An 18585-nucleotide genomic window follows, 5' to 3' on the forward strand; every position below is an offset into this window, starting at 1 on the left:
AGCACTTTACAGCACGGAGTACTTAATTAAAAACATAACGCCCGCAACACCGGAAAACGAAGCGCAGCGTAGTTTTTCCGAGTGCTTGCGCTTGTTAGATGATTACCAGCTGATATATTGCGCTGAAAGCTTTTTGAATTCGCTATCCAGAACGCATTTCCCGTTGTTTTCTATTTTTGAAATCAAATAGTCCAAGCATTCAATTAGTCGAGCATTTACTACACTTTGCTTAATAATTTCCAATGCTTGCTTTGCCTGAATTCTGCAAACCGAAGAGCCTAACTTACGCTGTATTTCATAATGCGTGAGAATTGCCATGGCGTGAGGAGCGTATTTGTCCCCAAGCTGAGATAATATATGGTCATAGTAATCTTTACCTCTAGGCGAAACGCCGCTGCAGTAGGTGACACCTCGACCAATTCTGCACATCATGATGACTTTGACTAACTTTTCAGCATTGTTTGGAAGAATATCATTCTGTTCTTGTATATAAGATGCAACCGAATCAGCGACTGGCGCCTCATGATGAAAGTTGTCCCATCCATCATGTTTTTCAAGAAGCTGATCAAGCAGCGTATCTACGTTTATAGCTCTTTCATTAGGTGATCTAAACGGATTTCCACCTACGACTTGAAAGAATTGCTCCCCAAGACCGTATTTTTCACGATGAAGATTTGTGTTGTAGCCCTCTAGGATAATCCCAAGTTTATACTTTGGCTCATCTACACAATTTGCCCAGATAGCTGGCGCTATAACAGATATATTTTTCCTAACCTGTGGATCAGTTTCCGGAGCAACATAAATACCAAACGTGGTTCTGAGAATACTTGCAAGGTGATGACTAGGTAGCTCAGATATTTTGGTTTCAATCTGGCGATGCGTAGCCGCATCGATTGGTGCATTGTGAGATTTAAGATTTTTGATAAAAGCCTGGACTTGTAACGCTGCTTCAGTAGGCCGATCATTTAAAACGTCCTGTATGCAGGTTTGCAGCCAGCCCAGCAATTCAAAAGCGTTAATCGTGTAATTTGTTGGATGAGAGATGCCAATATCATTTCTCATATCCAATATATGCTTAAGCTTTTTATAGGTAGTATCAGAAATTAGCTCTAGTTTCCGGCAAGTATCAAGAAGAACTGCATCTTTCAAAGAGCCAAGATCATCTTCGGTTTTATAGAACTCCCTGTTTTTACCTCCGCCAACAGCAGAATCGAAGAAAATATCGATTCCATAAGTTATTGCCTTTTTACGCAAATCTAAAACCACTTCATTCCATATGGCATTCAAGGAATAGTCAAAAAGGCCAAACCCCGCTCCCACAACAAATTTGGAGAGGTAGCGTGCATCTCTTTTTACTTCAGGAGGCAAAGACTCGATATAAGCAGGAAGGTTCTGCCCAATAATTGAACGCTCGGACTGTTCCGCTATGATGTTGTCAGCAGGAAGTCCTATTTGCTCTAGAAAGTCCACAACCCGCTGGGCTTGCGGATCAATTAACTCTGTATGAGTATTTTTTGAAACGATGTTGGTCATCTCTCTTCCCTTTCCCTTCTCGATGATTCTACTGTCGGGCTCATCTAACATTTTAGTATTTATGCGACACGCAGTTTGTGTTGCATAATCGCTTGTTGGACTGAGCCGCTACCTGCTCGGTGTGTCAGAGTTGGTGTTGTTTATGCTATGGGGATTCGCTTTTTGGTGGCTCTCACTTGCCTAGCTAATTTAATCAGCTTAACGAGTGTTATGTAAGCTTTCCCTGCATTGCTCAGCGCTTTTTATGTATTCATTACACCTAAATTAGCCTTAATAAGCAATTATATTTTTTACACGTTTAGAAGCCGCTTACCTGGGCTATTATTAATTGATTTTTAAGCATTTTCGTTAGCTCGTTTTGGGGCAAAACCAATTTGCTAACTCGAAAAGGGGCACAAACGAGTTACGTGTGAAGGTCCGCTTCTGGCACATATGCGACTGTCAGATTTGATTTAAACCTGTTAATCGAATCTTACAGATCAAGTTAAGACTTATTCACATCAGTGCGCTCTTAACCTCCTACATCAACACCTAACTTCCCCCCATTATGATCTCACTCTGGTTGCTTTTTAGACGCAAACTAACTCACTTCTGGGGGAGGTTTCAAAGAAATCAAGCTTAGAAGTACACTATGTAATAATTCACCCCATTATGATCGCAGTTTGATTGCTTTTCGAACAGAAAACCGTTCACTTTGGGGTGAAAACTCAAAGAAACTAAGTTCAGTAATACAATATGTAATAATGCCCCCCATTAGGATCGCACTTTGATTACTTTTCAAACAGAGAACCGTTCACTTTGGGGTGAAAACTAAAAGAAACGAAGCTCAGTAATACAATATGTAATAATTGACCCCATTACGATCGCATTTTGATTTCTTTTTAAACAGAAAACCGTTCACTTTGGGGTGAAAACTCAAAAAACGAAGCTCAGTAGGTACAGTTTTTAATAATTCCCCCCATTACGATCGCGCTTTGTTCACTTTTTAAACACAAAACCGTTCACTTTGGGGTGAAAACTCAAAAACGAAGCTCAGTAGATACAATTTTTAATAATTCTCCCCATTACGATCGCACTTTGATTGCTTTTTGAACATAAAACCGTTCACTTTGGGGTGAAAACTCAAAGAAACTAAGCTTAGTAGGTACAATCTGTAATAATTCCCCCTATTACGATCGCAATTTGACTGCTTTTCAAACAAAAAACCGTTCACTTTGGGGTGAAAACTCAAAGAAGCTAAGCTTAGTAGGTACAATATGTAATATTTCACCCATTACGATCGAGGCTTGCTTATTTTTCATAAGGAAGCCCTCACTTTGGGGTGAAGACTTACATAAACTTTACTGATTTATGCCCTGACAGTTTTATAATTGAAACAGATACAGGAAAGCGGTCTACCTACAAGATGGAATAACGCTTCAAAAAGTAATAGCTTTCATAAATTTAGGACACTCTCTAGTTCACTAGCATATGTGAAGCAATACCTTCTAACAATCCTTTGGCTACCCCAAATCTATTTTCAGAATAGAGGGTTGCACCTTCTGGTTTTTAAAATATTCTATCTCAGTTACTCATACTAATAATAGTGTAAAAGGTGACGATAAACTAAAACTATCAGTAATTACAATGTATGATCACTCTATATTTAGCGTTCGAATTGAAGTCAAAGAGGATAACCCTCTATTTCAATATTAAGCACAATTAAAGGAAATATAATCATTTCTGGAGTTATCCAGCTAATGGTTTGTGACTCAACTAATTTTTAGAATAGCTGAAACAAATAACTTGGCTTTTTGATTTAAGGTATTTGGAATAAACACCCTAAGAATTAACAGAACTCTTGGTATGTATAAAACTTCGCTCTAATAAAAAAAAAGTTTACAAACTATTTTAAATAGTCATGCAAACTTTTCTTTTATACATTGATTTTACTTAATTAAAGAGCAAGCTTTAACAAAATACTCTCTTTAGTAAGGGCTAGAACGGAATATCGTCATCAAAGTCGATTGGTGGTTCCATTGGGTTTGATGCGCCGCCTTGTGGTGCATTTTGTGGTTTAGGAGCAAAACCGCCTTGTTGAGGTGCGCTGCTTTGCTGCTGACCATAACCGCCACCATATTGGTTATTGCTTTGTTGTTGTGGTGCAGATTGCTGTTGTGGACGCTGTTGCTGCTGTGCTGGCGCAGACTGTTGCTGTGGAGCATAGCTATTATTACTTTGTGATTGCTGTGCACCACCGCCGTAACCGCCACCTTGTTGTTGACCACCTTGGTAACCGCCTTGTGATTGACCACCTTGATAGCCACCACCTTGCTGCTCACCACGACCGCCTAACATTTGCATTTGACCGCCCATGTCTACCACGATTTCTGTAGTGTATTTTTCTTGGCCTGATTGGTCAGTCCATTTACGCGTTTGTAAACGACCTTCAATGTACACTTGTGAACCTTTACGAAGGTACTCACCAGCAACTTCTGCTAGTTTGCCAAACAACACGACACGGTGCCATTCAGTACGCTCTTGCATTTGCCCTGTGTTTTTATCTTTCCAGCTATCTGTCGTAGCAATGCTGATATTCGCTACGCCATTGCCATTAGGCATATAACGTACTTCTGGATCTTGGCCTAAATTACCAACCAAGATAACTTTGTTCACACCGCGTGCCATGGAACTTCTCCTATAAAACGTTAGATTAAACCAGCCACTTTGCGTGCTTGGTCTAGGTCAAATTCTTTATCATTAATCTTTAAATAGCTGCGATTTTCATCACAGACAACCGTTGCTTCAATTACGCCCGGTAAAGCAACAAGACGAGAAGCAAGCGCTTGTGCCTGCTGCTCTGAACTTAATTCAGTCATTAAGCTAATTATTTTACTTCTTGGTGGGACTTGCATATTCCAAGCAAGGATAAGCCATATTACCCCAACAAGTGCCGCCGCCGCAAACACTGCTTGCGCACTTAATGCTTGAGCAACGTAACCCCCTAATAAACCACCTAAAAAGGCACCAAAAAACTGCGTAGATGAAAATACTCCCATCGCAGAACCTTTCTGGTTTGCAGGGGCAATACGCGAAACAAGTGCAGGCATGGTTGCTTCTAAAAAGTTAAAAGCAATAAAGTAAACCAACATACAAATACCGATGCCAATCACCGAATCAACCCATAACGACATCGCTAGCATACTTAAAACAAGCAGCGCGATTGAGCCAATAAAGGCTTGTTTTTCTTTTTCTTTACGAATCGCCACAATCATCATTGGTGCCATCAAGAAAAACGCTAAAAACAGCACAGGGATATATAAATACCAATGATGGTCTGCGACTAAGCCATCTTTTATCAGCTGGCCAGGTAAGGCTACAAATACGGTAGTTAATGTAAGATGAAGCAGCATCACGCCAAAATCAAGGCGTGCTAATTGTGGATGTTTAATCAGTTGCTTAATATCATCAAGGGTAGCAAGTGTGTCACCTTTTGGCGCCTTATTGACAGCATTTGGCACCAAAAACAACACGATTAAAATACCTAAAATGGCCAGTCCTGCAGTAAGCCAAAATACCCCAGCAACTCCCCACGATGCAGCAACAATTGGCCCTAGTAGCATAGCAACGGCAAAGCTCATACCAATACACATACCAATAACGGCCATAACTTTCGGACGCTGTTCATCACGGCTTAAATCAGAAGCAAGCGCCAATAAGGCACTGGCAATCGCCCCCATGCCTTGTAGTGCACGCCCAAGCGTAACCATTTGCACAGACTCAGCGGTTGCAGCAATAACAGAGCCAAGTGCAAACACACAAAGGCCACCAATAATCACTTTTTTACGACCAATTTTATCAGACAACCAACCCATAGGGATTTGCAGCACGGCTTGCGTTAAACCATAAGCACCAATAGCAAAGCCAATCCAAAGCGGCGAAAACCCTTCTAATTGCTGACCATAAATCGCCAATACTGGCATCAGCATAAATAGGCCAAGCATACGGAATGCAAAGACGCTCGCCAACGAAACGGCTGCGCGTTTTTCTCGAGAGTTGAGTGAAGATGCTGTCATGAATTACTGATCTTGCTGTCTATTAAAATTTGAGCGTGGATTCTACCACAAGCGAAAACTAAATAATCACCTGTAAGTGATGATTTTTTCTTTGATCAAGGATTAATCTTATCGCGTATTATGAGATACTGAAAAAATAATTAGGTAATAAAACGAGATAGCATGGAAAACATTGAAGTCCGAGGCGCCCGTACGCACAATTTAAAAGACATCAGCCTAACCATTCCCCGTGATAAGCTGATAGTTATCACTGGCCTATCTGGTTCAGGGAAATCGTCTTTAGCGTTTGATACTTTGTATGCAGAAGGGCAACGTCGTTATGTTGAATCACTGTCAGCGTATGCAAGACAGTTCTTATCGCTAATGGAAAAACCCGATGTTGATCACATCGAAGGTTTATCGCCAGCTATCTCTATCGAACAGAAATCAACGTCACATAACCCGCGTTCAACGGTCGGTACTATTACCGAGATTTACGATTACCTTCGTTTATTATTTGCCCGTGTAGGTGAGCCACGCTGTCCTACTCACGACTTACCGCTAGCAGCACAAACTATCAGCCAAATGGTCGACACGGTTTTAGCTCTACCAGAAGGTAGTAAGCTAATGCTATTAGCACCTGTGGTAAAAGATCGTAAAGGTGAGCATGTTAAGCTACTTGAGCAACTCGCAAGCCAAGGTTTTATTCGCGCCCGTATCGATGGCGAAGTATGTGACTTATCAGATCCACCGACCCTTGAGCTTCATAAAAAGCATACTATCGAGGTCGTGGTTGACCGCTTTAAAGTTAAAGATGGCCAACAACAGCGCTTAGCTGAATCATTCGAAACAGCCCTTGAGCTATCAGGTGGTATTGCCCATGTAGCAGCAATGGACGATTCACTCAATGAAGACATGCTGTTTTCTGCTAATTTTGCCTGCCCTACTTGTGGCTATGCCATGAGTGAACTTGAGCCGCGTTTATTCTCGTTCAATAACCCGGCGGGTGCGTGTCAAAGCTGTGATGGTTTAGGTGTGCGTCAGTATTTTGATCCAAATCGTGTTGTGCAAAATCCAGAGCTAAGCTTATCGGGTGGTGCAATTAAAGGCTGGGACAAACGCAGCTTTTATTACTTCCAAATGCTGCAAGCTGTCGCAGAACATTATAAGTTTGACCTAGAAGTGCCTTTCCAAGAGCTTGGAAAAGATGCGCAAAAGGTGATTCTTGAAGGTTCAGGTAAAACTAAAATTGCCTTTAATTACCGCAATGACCGTGGCGACTTAATTACGCGTAACCATGAGTTTGAAGGCGTTTTAAATAATATGAATCGCCGCTATCGCGAAACTGAGTCAAACTCTGTTCGCGAAGAGCTTGCTAAATACCAAACAAGCCAAGCGTGTCCGAGCTGCCATGGCTCGCGCCTACGTGAAGAAGCTCGCCACGTATTTATTGGCCAAACAAACCTACCAGCTATCACCACGATGAGTATTGGCGAAAGCATGGCATTTTTTGATGGTTTGAACCTAACCGGTCAACGCGCACAAATTGCCGAAAAAATTCTTAAAGAAATTCGTGACCGTTTATCTTTCTTAATTAATGTAGGCCTTAATTATTTATCGCTTGAGCGAAGTGCTGATACCCTGTCTGGTGGTGAAGCGCAGCGTATTCGTTTAGCAAGTCAAATTGGTGCAGGTCTTGTTGGTGTTATGTACGTACTGGATGAGCCTTCAATTGGTTTGCACCAACGCGATAACGACCGCCTACTAAAAACCCTTATTCACTTACGCGATTTAGGCAACACGGTCATTGTGGTTGAGCATGACGAAGATGCCATTCGCGCTGCAGACCATATCATCGATATCGGCCCGGGTGCCGGTGTTCATGGCGGCCATGTTATTGCACAAGGTACTCATGACGATATTCTAGCTAGCAAAGATTCAATCACAGGTCAGTACCTCTCTGGCGAAAAGAAAATTGAAGTACCAGAGGCTCGCCATCAAACTACCGACAAATGGCTTGAGTTATTTGGTGCCACAGGTAACAACTTAAAGAACGTTGATTTACGTATTCCATTTGGCTTAATGACCTGTATCACAGGTGTATCAGGCTCAGGTAAATCGACGCTTATCAATGACACTTTATTTAAGCTGGCTCATACAGAATTAAATGGCGCAACTACCGCAGAAGCGGCTCCGTATAAGTCAATTCAAGGCCTAGATCATTTTGATAAAGTGATTGATATTGACCAAAGCCCGATTGGCCGTACTCCACGTTCAAACCCTGCAACTTACACTGGCATTTTTACCGGTATTCGAGAGCTATTTGCGGGTACTCAAGAAGCCCGTTCACGTGGCTATAAGGTCGGTCGCTTTAGCTTTAACGTTAAAGGTGGTCGTTGTGAGGCTTGCCAAGGTGATGGCGTAATCAAGGTAGAAATGCACTTTTTACCTGATGTATATGTACCTTGTGATGTATGTAAAGGTCAGCGCTACAACCGTGAAACCCTCGAAGTACAATACAAAGGTAAAAACATTCACCAAGTACTCGAAATGACCGTAGAAGATGCCCGTGACTACTTTGATAAAATTCCGGCTATTGCACGTAAACTGCAAACCTTAATGGATGTAGGCTTGTCGTATATTCGCTTAGGTCAAGCTGCTACTACCCTCTCTGGTGGTGAAGCACAGCGTGTGAAACTAGCTCGTGAACTTTCAAAACGCGATACCGGTAAAACCTTATATATCCTTGATGAACCAACTACGGGTTTACACTTTGCTGATATTCAGCAATTATTAGTAGTACTTCACCGCTTACGCGATCACGGTAATACCATAGTTGTTATTGAGCATAACCTTGATGTGATCAAAACCGCAGACTGGATTGTCGATTTAGGCCCAGAAGGTGGCTCAGGCGGTGGTGAAATTTTAATTTCAGGTACACCTGAAGACGTTGCCGAGTGTGAGCGCTCGCACACAGGAAGGTACTTAAAACCACTACTATAAAAAGGATATTGCGTGCGTAGGTATTTAAAAATTGCAAAATGGCGCGCTAATAAACAGTTTCAACAACAGCAACGTAGCTGGCAGCCTCATAAAACGAGGCTGGTTGAACGATTACAAGCCATTTGGTTTAACTTAAGTACCGCACAAAAGCTCTATCTTTTAGCATTAAGCAGCCTGATTGTTCTGCAATCGGGCTGGTTAAGTGCCACCATCACCATTATTGCGCTTGTTATTGAATTTTGGCCCAAGTTTAACCAACTTTGGCACTCGCTTGCCGGCAAAGCACTGATCTTAATCTTCTACGCCAGTATCGCTAATTTTGTGTTGGCCGGTGCAAGCGGCATTGTTAATGATGTAACTCATGTCTCAGCTAGTCATTTTAACTACACTCATAACTTTGCCACCCTGTTATATTTACCACCTTGGGCAATGGGAATAACCCTAGGTACTTTACTGTTATTTCAACTTTTTTTACCTTTCTATATTTTTGTTTTATTACTGATAAAACCCTTTGGCTCTGAGCGAATTAAATTTATAAGCCAAAGCTACTCACCACTGTTAACTGCCATCGTACGCTTTGTTTTAGCATCAGTGGTATTTATTAACCTGATTTCGTTTATCGACGATCAGCCTCCTGAAGAAGTACTCGACAATATGGTTAGCACCTTTTTGGATAGCAAAGTTATTGCCAAAGAATCTGGTGAAGAACAGCAAAAAGCAGTCGAACAACTCGGTGAGAAGCTCGAGCAACAACTTCCTAGTAGTGAAGAAAGCTTTGCTCCAAGCCAAGACGTCAATATAGAAGGTGACAGCGAAACCGCCGAAAACCTTCGTCAGTTTCTAGATACCAAAGGTTACTTTGAGCGTAGCAAACGTTTAATTGCGATGTTTGCTTACAGCTTTGAAGCCGATAGCTATTCACGCTGTTTAAAAGCAAAAAACAGTAAAGCCGTTGAGCTGAATGATTATGAAATAGTGCAAGTGACCCCAGATCACCATGCCGAATATGGCTATCGATTTGAAGTGATTGCGTGTGACTCGCCAGGTGTTACCCCAGTAGAAAAATAGCGTAGCAATCAACACTACTCGCTTGGTTTACTGCGTTTTTCTCTTATAAAATGAAATACCGAAAGCCCAATAAAACCAAAGCAAACTAAGGCGATTACTAAATTAGGTATAAAAATAAGTAACATAGCAGCATCATAGCCGATCTTAGCGAATGCAGCGCAAAGGCTACCAATAATCAGTTCGGTTAAAATTAGCTCCCATTCCAATGAGCTATTCGCAGCCACTGTTTTAGCCGCATAATGTTTTACTTTAAAGCCCATAACAAAACCTCCAAGTTCCTATTTGCTAGATTCAAATTATCATCAATAGGCAAAAACACAAAAATAAAATGATTTAAAACCTTATTCCCTCTCATAAGGATTACACTTAAGATATTGAAAATAAATAAATTAATATTTTAAAACCTTATATATAAATCGCTTAGAACTAGATAAGCGACTCTATCAACTTTCCTCGCTATTGTAGTTTCCATCAACGGGCTACCAACCAACTTTGCTTCGTTGATATAACCAATAAACCAATTAAGGGAATTACATTATGAGCAATTCAGTTTTAAAAATGATGTCGATACTAGCAGTAAGTGCAATCGTTATTACAGCACCTAATACCTTGCTTAATAGCGAAGAAGGTAATCAAAAACTAAACCAGCAATTAGAGACATCTATCGAAGCCTCTATTGAGCAAATGAACAATAAAATAGATCACCAAATTGAGCTTAAGCTCAACAAGTAATGCTCTGCTTGCCCAGAACATTGGGCAAGCTTTTTCAATTAACTGGCTAAAAGAATGAAACAACTAACTCAATTACTGCTCTCAACAATTGCTGCATCATGCTTGTTAACAACGAGTATTTGTACTGCAAAAAGTGCCGTTTGGCAGGTAAGTAAAGGTGATGAATTTATATACATTGCGGGGTCAATTCATGTTTTACCGCCCAAGGAACTACCGCTACCGGCCGAATTTAATCAAGCTTATAAACAAGCCGATACCCTAGTACTTGAAGCCGATATGCCAGCGCCAAGTAATAGCTCAGCACAACTTACTATGCTTAAAGCACTGAGTTACGAAACTGGTGAAACATTAAGTAGTAAGCTCTCTGCAACAGTAAAAAAACAATTAGAAGCACAGCTTACTCAATACGATATGCAACTTAGCGAACTCGACAGCTTTCGCCCTTTTATGGTGAGCTTGCTGATGATGTCGCTAGAGCTACAAAAACAACAGCTTTTCGGTGAAGGAGTTGATAGCTATTTCGCAAAGCGAGCCCAACAAGACAGCAAAGAATTAGCTTATCTTGAGACCTTGGCATTTCAATTACACCTTTTTAAGCAGTTAGGCAGCCAAGACGAAGATGCCTTTATTCAGTCACAGTTAGCTCAAGTATCAAGTTACCAAGCGCTTTACAGTGCAATGCTTGATGCATGGCGCAATGGCGATATGCAGGCAATGAATGAGCTAACTATCATGCCATTAAAACAACATGATCCCCTCACCTACCAAATACTCATTAAGCAACGTAATTTGAATTGGCTTAATCATATTGAGGATTACTTTACTGATCAGCAAAAAGAGTTGGTACTTGTTGGCGCTGCTCATTTGGCCGGTGAAGATAGCCTATTAGCCTTGTTAGAAAGTAAAGGCTACGTGATTGCACAGTTGAGCGCTGATGAGGAGTAAGAAAATGGAAAAAACAGACAAAACCGCTGCCGCACTTATCTGCTTGTTTACTGTTTTAATTGTGCTGAGTTTTTAATAAAAAAAATACCGCTTTAAAGCGGTATTTTTATTTCAATAATTTGTGCAAGCTTACGGGCGAGGAATAAAACCTACCGCATCGTAGACTGCTTTTAATGTTTTTTCAGCACGGATACTCGCTTTTTCAGCACCTGACTTCATAATGCTATCAAGTAGTGACTGATCTTCGCGAATTTCTTTAAAGCGTGTTTGGATTGGCTCAATCATATTAACAACAGCTGCTGCAGTGTCTTTTTTCAGGTGACCATACATTTTGTCTTCATATTCAGGCACTAAGTCTTCAATTGAGCGCTTAGTTGCAACTGATAATAAAGTAAGTAGGTTAGATACACCTGGTTTTTCTTCACGATCAAAGTAGATACGAGCTTGTTCGTCTGAATCGGTTACTGCTTTTTTCAGTTTCTTTTCAATCTTCTTCGGCTCATCTAATAACATGATGTAACCGTTTGGATTTTCATCTGATTTAGACATTTTCTTCAGCGGATCTTGTAAGCTCATTACACGCGCGCCAAACTCAGGAATGTAAGGCTCAGGTAATTTGAACACGTCACCGTATAGGTTGTTAAAACGTGTTGCGATATCACGTGTCAATTCAAGGTGTTGCTTTTGATCTTCACCCACTGGCACTTGATCTGCTTGGTATAACAAGATGTCTGCAGCTTGCAGTACAGGGTAAGAGAATAAGCCCACATTAACATTATTAGCATGCTTAGAAGACTTATCTTTAAACTGCGTCATACGGTTAAGCTCACCCATTTGCGCGTAACAGTTTAAAACCCAACTAAGCTGTGCATGTTCTGGCACTTGAGATTGTACGAATAACGCAGCTTTCTCAGGGTCGATACCGCATGCAGCATAAAGCGCAATACCGTCCAGCACGCGCGAGCGTAGCTGCTCAGGATCTTGGCGTACAGTAATGGCGTGTAAATCTACTAACATAAAGAAACTTTCGTGGTCTTCCTGTAGCTTAAGCCACTGGTTAATAGCGCCAACATAGTTGCCTATTGTCATACCACCGGTTGGCTGAATGCCACTTAACACTACTGGTTTACTCATGATGTTCCTTTATATTTTTACTAAACTAAAAAGACGAAATTAAAATGCACTTACCTTTGGGTAAGAACGGGTATTATATCTAAGAAATTCTCGCAGAGGTACTCTGGATTGAAATCAGTGAGGTTTTCACCTTGGTTATAGCCATAACCGAGTGCGACAACGTCAACCTTAGCAGCTTTTGCTGCCAAAATATCACTTTTTGAGTCGCCTATCATAACCGCTTTGGCTGGGCTGACATCTAATTGCTGACAAGCAAATAGTAAAGGCTCAGGTGATGGTTTCTTTGCCATATCATCACCACATACAATCAACTGAAAATGACTAGTCAGTGAAAGCTTATCAAGTAGCTTTTCGGTAAAACGACGTGCCTTATTGGTGATCACCACTTTAGGAATACCAGCAAGTGCAGCAAGCCCGGTTTCTACATGTTGATAAAGCGCACTGTAGTCACCTACAACTTGGTCATAGTGCTGATAAAACAAATTAATTGCACGCTCAGTAAGGGCTTCATCTAAATGCTCACTGATTTGCATATCGCCACTCAAACCACGCTTTACAAGTGTTTCTATGCCATTACCTACCCAGCTCTCAACTAGCTTTTGTGTAACAACCGGAAATGCGAGGTCAGTAAGAGTCAGATTCATCGCAATGTATAAATCGTAAACACTGTCGACTAAGGTGCCATCTAAATCGAAAAATGCCGCATCGTATTTCATGACTCAACCTTTGCAAGCTCGCTGCGCATCGCATCGATAACAGCTTTGTAATCTGGTTGATTGAAAATCGCTGAGCCTGAAACAAACATATCAGCGCCCGCTTCTGCAATTTCAGCAATGTTATCAACACCAACGCCACCATCAACTTCTAAACGAATATTGCGACCTGAGTCATCAATAATTTTACGCGCTTGACGAAGTTTTTCTAGGGTATGAGGAATAAAGCTTTGGCCGCCAAAGCCAGGGTTAACCGACATTAATAGCACTACATCAACTTTATCGAGCACGTGCTCAAGGTAGCTAAGGCTGGTTGCAGGATTAAATACAAGCCCTGCTTGGCAACCACTGTCTTTTATAAGTTGCAAGGTACGGTCAATATGTTCGCTAGCTTCTGGATGAAAGCTAATAATAGAAGCGCCTGCTTCAGCAAAGTCGGGAATTAGGCGATCGACAGGCTTAACCATAAGATGCACATCTATCGGGGCTGTAATACCGTAATCGCGCAGTGCTTTACAAATCATTGGGCCAAAGGTTAGGTTTGGCACATAATGGTTATCCATCACATCAAAATGTACAACATCTGCCCCACTTGCGAGTACACGATCAACATCTTCACCTAAACGGGCAAAGTCAGCAGATAAAATAGAAGGGGCTATTAAATACTTTTGTAATGTTTCCAACATGAGAGATTCCATCATAATTTGCGACTGCAAGAAGAGCGCATAATGTAACCCAATCGACAGCTGATTAAAACACCACAGCTAACTGTTAAAACGCTATTACTCAAGGCTAATCCTTTTAGCTTATTGAATTAATGTAAATTTAATCAAAAATTGAACAATCGTTCTATTCAGCTGCTTGCATAAATGCATTTAAATGAAACAAAATATAAACATAAAATTTACTTTAAAAGACTAATTTTATTAAATTTTTATTTAATTCAGCCGTAATTAAGTTTGTTATTTGAGCAATTGTTATGTATGCTTGTCTAAATAACACAAACAAGGGTTATTCTCATGCGTGCTTTTAAAATAGGGATCTTAATCGCGTCCGCACTTACGGTTGCTGCGTTTGTATCTTTTTCATCTGCTGATGAAGACGACTTTTTAGCAGCGGCGTCTGGCTGCTCATGCAATACGCTTAACACATCATCATCTTCTGCTCAATGTATGAAAGCAGAACAAGAAACAGGATGGTTTTCTTGGTTAACGGGTGATAGCCGCAGCGCTCAGTTCCATTATCTTGATTTACTTGAGTTATTAACAAGTAGTGAAGAGTCAAAGAAAGTTAGCGGTTTAGGTTCTAAGTTCTAAATCGCATGAACAAATTCATTAGTGCATTACAAAGTGTCTTTGCGGCATTTTTTGGTGTGCAATCAGAAAATAAGCGTCAAGCTGACTTTAAAGAGCATTCGCTCAGTACTATTATCGTCATTGCCCTCGTTTTATTCAGCCTGTTTGTAGCAGCGATTTATTTCACCGTTTCTTTGGTGCTAAATACATAGCCATTAGCTCATTCACTTTATTGCGTGAACCGCCCTTCGGGCTAATCGTGCGCTTTACCTGAATTTCATCCAGTGATGCTTGGCTGTAGATCTTACGAGTCCACACCGTATCGTGGTTAGAAATAAGTACCGGCGTGTTATTTTCGAATGCAGCCTGCTCAGCTAAATTCGCCAAGTTAGCTTGATCATCTAAATTGAAACCGCCTTTAGCGTAAGAAGTAAATGAAGCTGTTTTACTCAAAGGCACATAAGGTGGATCGCAATACACAACCGCGTTATTAGGAATAAGCTTAAAGACCTCATCATAGCCTAAACACGTAAAGGTGGCTTGCTGGGCTTTTTGAGCAAAGAAGTGCATTTCTTTTTCAGGAAAATACGGGCGCTTATATTTACCAAAAGGAACGTTAAAAATACCTTTAAGATTGTAGCGGCACAAACCGTTATAACCATGACGATTCATGTATAAGAATAAAATTGCGCGCTCATACACATCGCTACTCTGATTAAACTGAACACGGTACTCATAATAGGCTTCAGGATGGTTATTGAGCTCTACAAATAGTTTTTTTGCATCGCTAATAAATTCGTCAGGCGTGCGCTTTAGCTCGGTGTACAGGTTGATCAGATCCGCATTAATATCATTTAAAATATAATGCTTAAAATCAGTATTTAGGAATACAGAGCCAGCACCAACGAAAGGTTCAACTAAGGTGTCAGCATCCATACTCGCTTGCTTTAAGCGGGTACGAATATCTTCAACTAGGCTGTATTTTCCACCCGCCCATTTAAGGAAGGCTCTGGTCTTTTGCTGCATCTGCTCTTAACTTCAATTCGGTGTTGCGCGATTTTACACTAATCAGTTTTAATTTACTGATTTAGTGAAGCGATTTCTTGTTTAATTTTACTTATTTTTTTATAAAACGGCTGATTTTTACGCACATTATCAGAAAGTGTTGTTACGCCCTTCTTAGCATCATTCAGTGTGGCATAACTGCCATAAGTGACAATCCACCACGGCTTACCGCTCCGTAAGCTTTGGTAAGTATTTACCTGCTCTTGCAAGCCATTTTCATTAATAAACTTATCACTGATCTCTTGCTTAGTAACCGCTAGTAATTGGATTACAAAATTGTCGTCTGGCTGAGACAAATACCACGCATTCCCTGCTAATGGCTGCTCTGCTTCAATTGCAGACTCAGCTTGCTCAGCATCGCTGATGATGGCTGCTACAACTTCATCTGCCATTGGTTGCTCAGTCTCTTTTGTAACTGGCTCTGCTGGCAAAAGGCTATCAACAATCGCAGCCACGTTATTGTTATGACTTTCATTGTCATGGTCTTTACTGTCAGAGCCATCAACTGGCATCTCGGCTGCCTGAGTCGTGTTGTCATTAGTCGCAACTGGCTGCTGGGCTTGAAGCTCATCTTGAGATTGTTCTGGAACTGGCTCTTTGCTTGCTACAGGACTATTTATTACTGCTTCTGCAGGCAGTGCTGTTGCCACAGAGCTTGTTGTATCTTGTTGGTAATGTGCTTTCCACCACGCGGTCATATCTGCTTTATATAAAAAGCCAATGATCAACAGCATGGTTGTGATTAAGAGCAAAATTAAATAAAGCAGTTTATAGCTTTTCTCGGGTGCGCGAATATCCGCAGTTTGCTGTTCAGGCTGCCAAGCTAGCAATAAGGCAGGGTTACCATGCGCTTCTTGTAAAAAGGTGCGAAAAACTGGGTCTTCTTCAACAGGGAGGTTATCGAAAAACCAACGCATAAGTTGCTTACTTTCGCTCAAGTTAAGCGCTTCAAGGTGAATTTCGACCGCTTGGCTAAACTGGCCGACCGATTGTGATGCAATCAATATGTATAACGTGCTCGGGCTTTGCTTGGCAAGAATTTCTAATTGCTGAATTAGCTCTTCAGATAAATGACGCCCTCCATCAATCACCCATAAACAATCACCACAAGGCTGTTGCTTGTAGAGTTGATAGAAGTTTTCAGACAAACTTAAAGAATGATCAATTAGCGGGTTGCTAAAGCTTTGTTCTAACAGTTCAGTCATAAACTGCTGATCAGTCATTTTTCCCGACAACTGAACAAACGCTTTATTAAAGTCGAGGTATTTATCAGTAATGAAGGTTTCTAATAAATAGCTTTTACCAAGGCCTGACGGGCCAAGTAAGCAAATTAGATTTTGCCCATATTCAAACTGCAGAGCGATTCGATCAACTAGCGCAGCACGGCTAGGCAATATTTGCGATTGCATTAGCGCGCTATTAAATCACAAACCTGCTGATCAGTAACATCACTTACCAGCGCACATTGACCAAATTGGGTAGGAAGAATAAAGCGAATAGTGCCTTTTTTGTTTTTCTTATCTTTACGCATATGCGTTAAAAACTGCTCGCTTGTCATTTCTGCAGGAATATCGACTGGTAAATCATACTCAGCAATCAATTTAACAATGCGTTCAACTTCTGCAGCAGTTAAGTCATCACGGGTATGTGCAAGGCGTGCTGCCAGCACCATACCTGCGGCAACGGCTTCGCCGTGTAGCCAATTACCGTAACCCATTTGTGCTTCGATAGCATGACCAAAGGTGTGCCCTAGGTTAAGTAAGGCGCGTAACCCTGCTTCTTTTTCATCTTGTGCAACAATCAAGGCTTTGATTTCACAACAACGGTAAATCACATGCTGTAATGTTTGCTCATCAAGTGATTTAAGGTTAGCGATATTTTGCTCTAGGTAGGCAAATAATTCGGTGTCGTAAATGAGGCCGTATTTAATTACTTCAGCCATACCTGCTGCGAATTCACGCTCAGGTAAAGTATGAAGTGATTGCGTATCGATAAACACGGCTTGTGGTTGGTAAAACGCACCAATCATGTTTTTACCAAGTGGATGGTTTACTGCCGTTTTACCACCAACCGATGAGTCCACTTGCGAAAGCAAGGTAGTTGGTACTTGAATAAAAGGCACGCCACGCTGATAACATGCAGCAACAAAACCAGTGAGATCACCCACTACACCGCCACCTAAGGCAATAAGGCAAGTATCACGACCACAGTTATGTTCAAGTAAGAACGCCGATATCTTTTCAAACCACTCAAGTGATTTATATTGTTCGCCATCAGGGATGGTAAAAGATAACGGGTTAAGATCAGCCAACGACGTCATTACATCATCAAGATATAAAGGTGCAATGGTGTCGTTGGTGATAATGATAGGTCGACAATCGCCGATGTGCTCGCGTAGCCGACCAGTCTCTTTAAGAGCAGATTGACCAATATAAATAGGATAACTTCGCTCGTCCAAATTAACTGTTAATTCAAGCATAGCTAGTTTCCTTTTTATTATTGGTTTTTAAAAATCTAATTTCTCGATGATTTGATTAGCAACAACTTTCGCGCTTTGCTCATCAGTGCGGACAACAAAATCAGCAACTTCTTTGTATAACGGTTCGCGTTCTTCAGCTAAGCGTTCTAATACATCACGCGGTGCTTCTTCTGTTTGCAATAATGGGCGACGCTTGTCGCGCTGCGTGCGTGCAACTTGCTTTTCGATTGGTGTCTCTAGGTATACAACGATACCGCGAGCAGATAGCTTGTTACGCACTTCTTTACTGATCACAGAACCACCGCCAGTTGCAAGAACAATACCTTGCATCTCAGTTAGGTCTGAAATTACAGTTTCTTCACGAAGTCGAAAGCCCTCTTCACCCTCAAGATCGAATACCCAAGCAATGTCTGCTCCAGTACGACGCTCGATCTCTTGATCTGAATCGAAAAATTCAAGGTGTAATTGGTCAGCAATGTGACGACCAATTGTGCTTTTGCCAGCCCCCATAGGGCCCACTAGAAATATATTACGTTTCTCAGCCATATCTTTTTAGTACAAACGAACTCTAAAATTTGAAATAA

Annotated in this window: 17 protein-coding genes; 6 read left to right on the forward strand and 11 right to left on the reverse strand. The window is 41.2% G+C overall.

All coding sequences use genetic code 11. The features are described from left to right. Positions 1-102: 102 nt before the first annotated feature. The 3 genes from AUR67_RS01515 to AUR67_RS01525 form a co-directional block, all read right to left on the reverse strand. The gene (locus tag AUR67_RS01515) at positions 103-1533 is read right to left on the reverse strand and encodes a hypothetical protein (protein WP_058583881.1); all 1431 of its coding nucleotides are present in this window, start codon (positions 1531-1533) and stop codon (positions 103-105) included. A 1977-nt stretch (positions 1534-3510) separates the two neighbouring features. Then, complete coding sequence (gene ssb, locus AUR67_RS01520; protein WP_054563349.1) at positions 3511-4200, reverse strand: single-stranded DNA-binding protein; 690 nt, start codon at positions 4198-4200, stop codon at positions 3511-3513. 20 nt (positions 4201-4220) lie between these two features. After that, on the reverse strand, positions 4221-5588 hold the full coding sequence (locus AUR67_RS01525; RefSeq protein WP_054552792.1) for an MFS transporter: 1368 nt from the start codon (positions 5586-5588) through the stop codon (positions 4221-4223). Between the two features lie 162 nt (positions 5589-5750). On the opposite strand from AUR67_RS01525, the gene uvrA reads away from it, so the two are divergent. After that, a complete protein-coding gene (gene uvrA / locus AUR67_RS01530) occupies positions 5751-8570 on the forward strand; it encodes an excinuclease ABC subunit UvrA (RefSeq protein WP_058583839.1) in 2820 nt (939 codons plus the stop codon). Between the two features lie 12 nt (positions 8571-8582). After that, positions 8583-9638, forward strand: a complete 1056-nt coding sequence (locus tag AUR67_RS01535) for a hypothetical protein (protein WP_058583840.1) — start codon at positions 8583-8585, stop codon at positions 9636-9638. Positions 9639-9652: 14 nt separating this feature from the next. Here the strand turns inward: AUR67_RS01535 and AUR67_RS01540 are convergent, their stop codons facing one another. After that, complete coding sequence (locus AUR67_RS01540; protein WP_058583841.1) at positions 9653-9898, reverse strand: hypothetical protein; 246 nt, start codon at positions 9896-9898, stop codon at positions 9653-9655. 277 nt (positions 9899-10175) lie between these two features. Here AUR67_RS01540 and AUR67_RS01545 point away from each other — a divergent pair, with 277 nt between their 5' ends. Together AUR67_RS01545 and AUR67_RS01550 are read left to right on the forward strand one after the other, a co-directional pair. Next, positions 10176-10370, forward strand: coding sequence for a hypothetical protein (locus tag AUR67_RS01545; RefSeq protein WP_058583842.1), 195 nt, complete (start codon positions 10176-10178; stop codon positions 10368-10370). Positions 10371-10424: 54 nt separating this feature from the next. Beyond that, on the forward strand, positions 10425-11315 hold the full coding sequence (locus AUR67_RS01550) for a TraB/GumN family protein (RefSeq protein WP_058583843.1): 891 nt from the start codon (positions 10425-10427) through the stop codon (positions 11313-11315). 129 nt (positions 11316-11444) lie between these two features. Here AUR67_RS01550 and trpS read toward each other — a convergent pair whose 3' ends face one another. The 3 genes from trpS to rpe are packed head-to-tail and all read right to left on the reverse strand — an operon-like array spanning position 11445 to position 13848. Further along, positions 11445-12449, reverse strand: coding sequence for a tryptophan--tRNA ligase (gene trpS / locus AUR67_RS01555; RefSeq protein ID WP_058583844.1), 1005 nt, complete (start codon positions 12447-12449; stop codon positions 11445-11447). Between the two features lie 50 nt (positions 12450-12499). Next, the gene (locus AUR67_RS01560; RefSeq protein ID WP_058583845.1) at positions 12500-13165 is read right to left on the reverse strand and encodes a phosphoglycolate phosphatase; all 666 of its coding nucleotides are present in this window, start codon (positions 13163-13165) and stop codon (positions 12500-12502) included. Further along, complete coding sequence (gene rpe, locus AUR67_RS01565; RefSeq protein WP_054563342.1) at positions 13162-13848, reverse strand: ribulose-phosphate 3-epimerase; 687 nt, start codon at positions 13846-13848, stop codon at positions 13162-13164. Before rpe ends, AUR67_RS01560 begins: the two co-directional genes overlap by 4 nt. Positions 13849-14181: 333 nt before the next feature. Between rpe and AUR67_RS01570 the strand changes: the two genes are divergently transcribed. Next, positions 14182-14478 (forward strand): hypothetical protein, encoded by a 297-nt coding sequence (locus AUR67_RS01570; RefSeq protein ID WP_058583846.1) that lies wholly within the window; start codon positions 14182-14184, stop codon positions 14476-14478. A 5-nt stretch (positions 14479-14483) separates the two neighbouring features. After that, positions 14484-14669, forward strand: coding sequence for a DUF2970 domain-containing protein (locus tag AUR67_RS01575; RefSeq protein ID WP_054563341.1), 186 nt, complete (start codon positions 14484-14486; stop codon positions 14667-14669). Here the strand turns inward: AUR67_RS01575 and AUR67_RS01580 are convergent. Genes AUR67_RS01580 through aroK form a run of 4 tightly spaced genes read right to left on the reverse strand, consistent with a single transcriptional unit; the run spans position 14641 to position 18547 of the window. After that, on the reverse strand, positions 14641-15483 hold the full coding sequence (locus tag AUR67_RS01580; protein WP_058583847.1) for a Dam family site-specific DNA-(adenine-N6)-methyltransferase: 843 nt from the start codon (positions 15481-15483) through the stop codon (positions 14641-14643). The two genes, AUR67_RS01575 and AUR67_RS01580, sit on opposite strands and share 29 nt — an antisense overlap. Before the next feature lie 53 nt (positions 15484-15536). Continuing rightward, a complete protein-coding gene (locus tag AUR67_RS01585; protein WP_058583848.1) occupies positions 15537-16931 on the reverse strand; it encodes an SPOR domain-containing protein in 1395 nt (464 codons plus the stop codon). Next, positions 16931-18001, reverse strand: a complete 1071-nt coding sequence (gene aroB / locus AUR67_RS01590) for a 3-dehydroquinate synthase (protein WP_058583849.1) — start codon at positions 17999-18001, stop codon at positions 16931-16933. The genes AUR67_RS01585 and aroB overlap by 1 nt, the downstream gene beginning before the upstream one ends. Positions 18002-18028: 27 nt before the next feature. Beyond that, on the reverse strand, positions 18029-18547 hold the full coding sequence (gene aroK / locus AUR67_RS01595) for a shikimate kinase AroK (RefSeq protein ID WP_036973192.1): 519 nt from the start codon (positions 18545-18547) through the stop codon (positions 18029-18031). Positions 18548-18585 lie beyond the last annotated feature (38 nt).

Origin of the sequence: Pseudoalteromonas sp. XI10, assembly GCF_001469895.1 — a bacterium.
In the GTDB taxonomy this organism is placed as follows: Bacteria; Pseudomonadota; Gammaproteobacteria; order Enterobacterales; family Alteromonadaceae; genus Pseudoalteromonas.

What these genes read in the sequence shown, in the direction of transcription:
- rpe (WP_054563342.1), bottom strand. Translation starts at nt 13,848, where the DNA reads ATGTTGGAAACATTACAAAAGTATTTAATAGCCCCTTCTATTTTATCT.
- AUR67_RS01550 (WP_058583843.1), top strand. Translation starts at nt 10,425, where the DNA reads ATGAAACAACTAACTCAATTACTGCTCTCAACAATTGCTGCATCATGC.
- aroB (WP_058583849.1), bottom strand. Translation starts at nt 18,001, where the DNA reads ATGCTTGAATTAACAGTTAATTTGGACGAGCGAAGTTATCCTATTTAT.
- AUR67_RS01525 (WP_054552792.1), bottom strand. Translation starts at nt 5,588, where the DNA reads ATGACAGCATCTTCACTCAACTCTCGAGAAAAACGCGCAGCCGTTTCG.
- AUR67_RS01545 (WP_058583842.1), top strand. Translation starts at nt 10,176, where the DNA reads ATGAGCAATTCAGTTTTAAAAATGATGTCGATACTAGCAGTAAGTGCA.
- AUR67_RS01560 (WP_058583845.1), bottom strand. Translation starts at nt 13,165, where the DNA reads ATGAAATACGATGCGGCATTTTTCGATTTAGATGGCACCTTAGTCGAC.
- ssb (WP_054563349.1), bottom strand. Translation starts at nt 4,200, where the DNA reads ATGGCACGCGGTGTGAACAAAGTTATCTTGGTTGGTAATTTAGGCCAA.
- AUR67_RS01580 (WP_058583847.1), bottom strand. Translation starts at nt 15,483, where the DNA reads ATGCAGCAAAAGACCAGAGCCTTCCTTAAATGGGCGGGTGGAAAATAC.
- AUR67_RS01585 (WP_058583848.1), bottom strand. Translation starts at nt 16,931, where the DNA reads ATGCAATCGCAAATATTGCCTAGCCGTGCTGCGCTAGTTGATCGAATC.
- AUR67_RS01515 (WP_058583881.1), bottom strand. Translation starts at nt 1,533, where the DNA reads ATGACCAACATCGTTTCAAAAAATACTCATACAGAGTTAATTGATCCG.
- trpS (WP_058583844.1), bottom strand. Translation starts at nt 12,449, where the DNA reads ATGAGTAAACCAGTAGTGTTAAGTGGCATTCAGCCAACCGGTGGTATG.
- uvrA (WP_058583839.1), top strand. Translation starts at nt 5,751, where the DNA reads ATGGAAAACATTGAAGTCCGAGGCGCCCGTACGCACAATTTAAAAGAC.
- aroK (WP_036973192.1), bottom strand. Translation starts at nt 18,547, where the DNA reads ATGGCTGAGAAACGTAATATATTTCTAGTGGGCCCTATGGGGGCTGGC.
- AUR67_RS01575 (WP_054563341.1), top strand. Translation starts at nt 14,484, where the DNA reads ATGAACAAATTCATTAGTGCATTACAAAGTGTCTTTGCGGCATTTTTT.
- AUR67_RS01570 (WP_058583846.1), top strand. Translation starts at nt 14,182, where the DNA reads ATGCGTGCTTTTAAAATAGGGATCTTAATCGCGTCCGCACTTACGGTT.
- AUR67_RS01540 (WP_058583841.1), bottom strand. Translation starts at nt 9,898, where the DNA reads ATGGGCTTTAAAGTAAAACATTATGCGGCTAAAACAGTGGCTGCGAAT.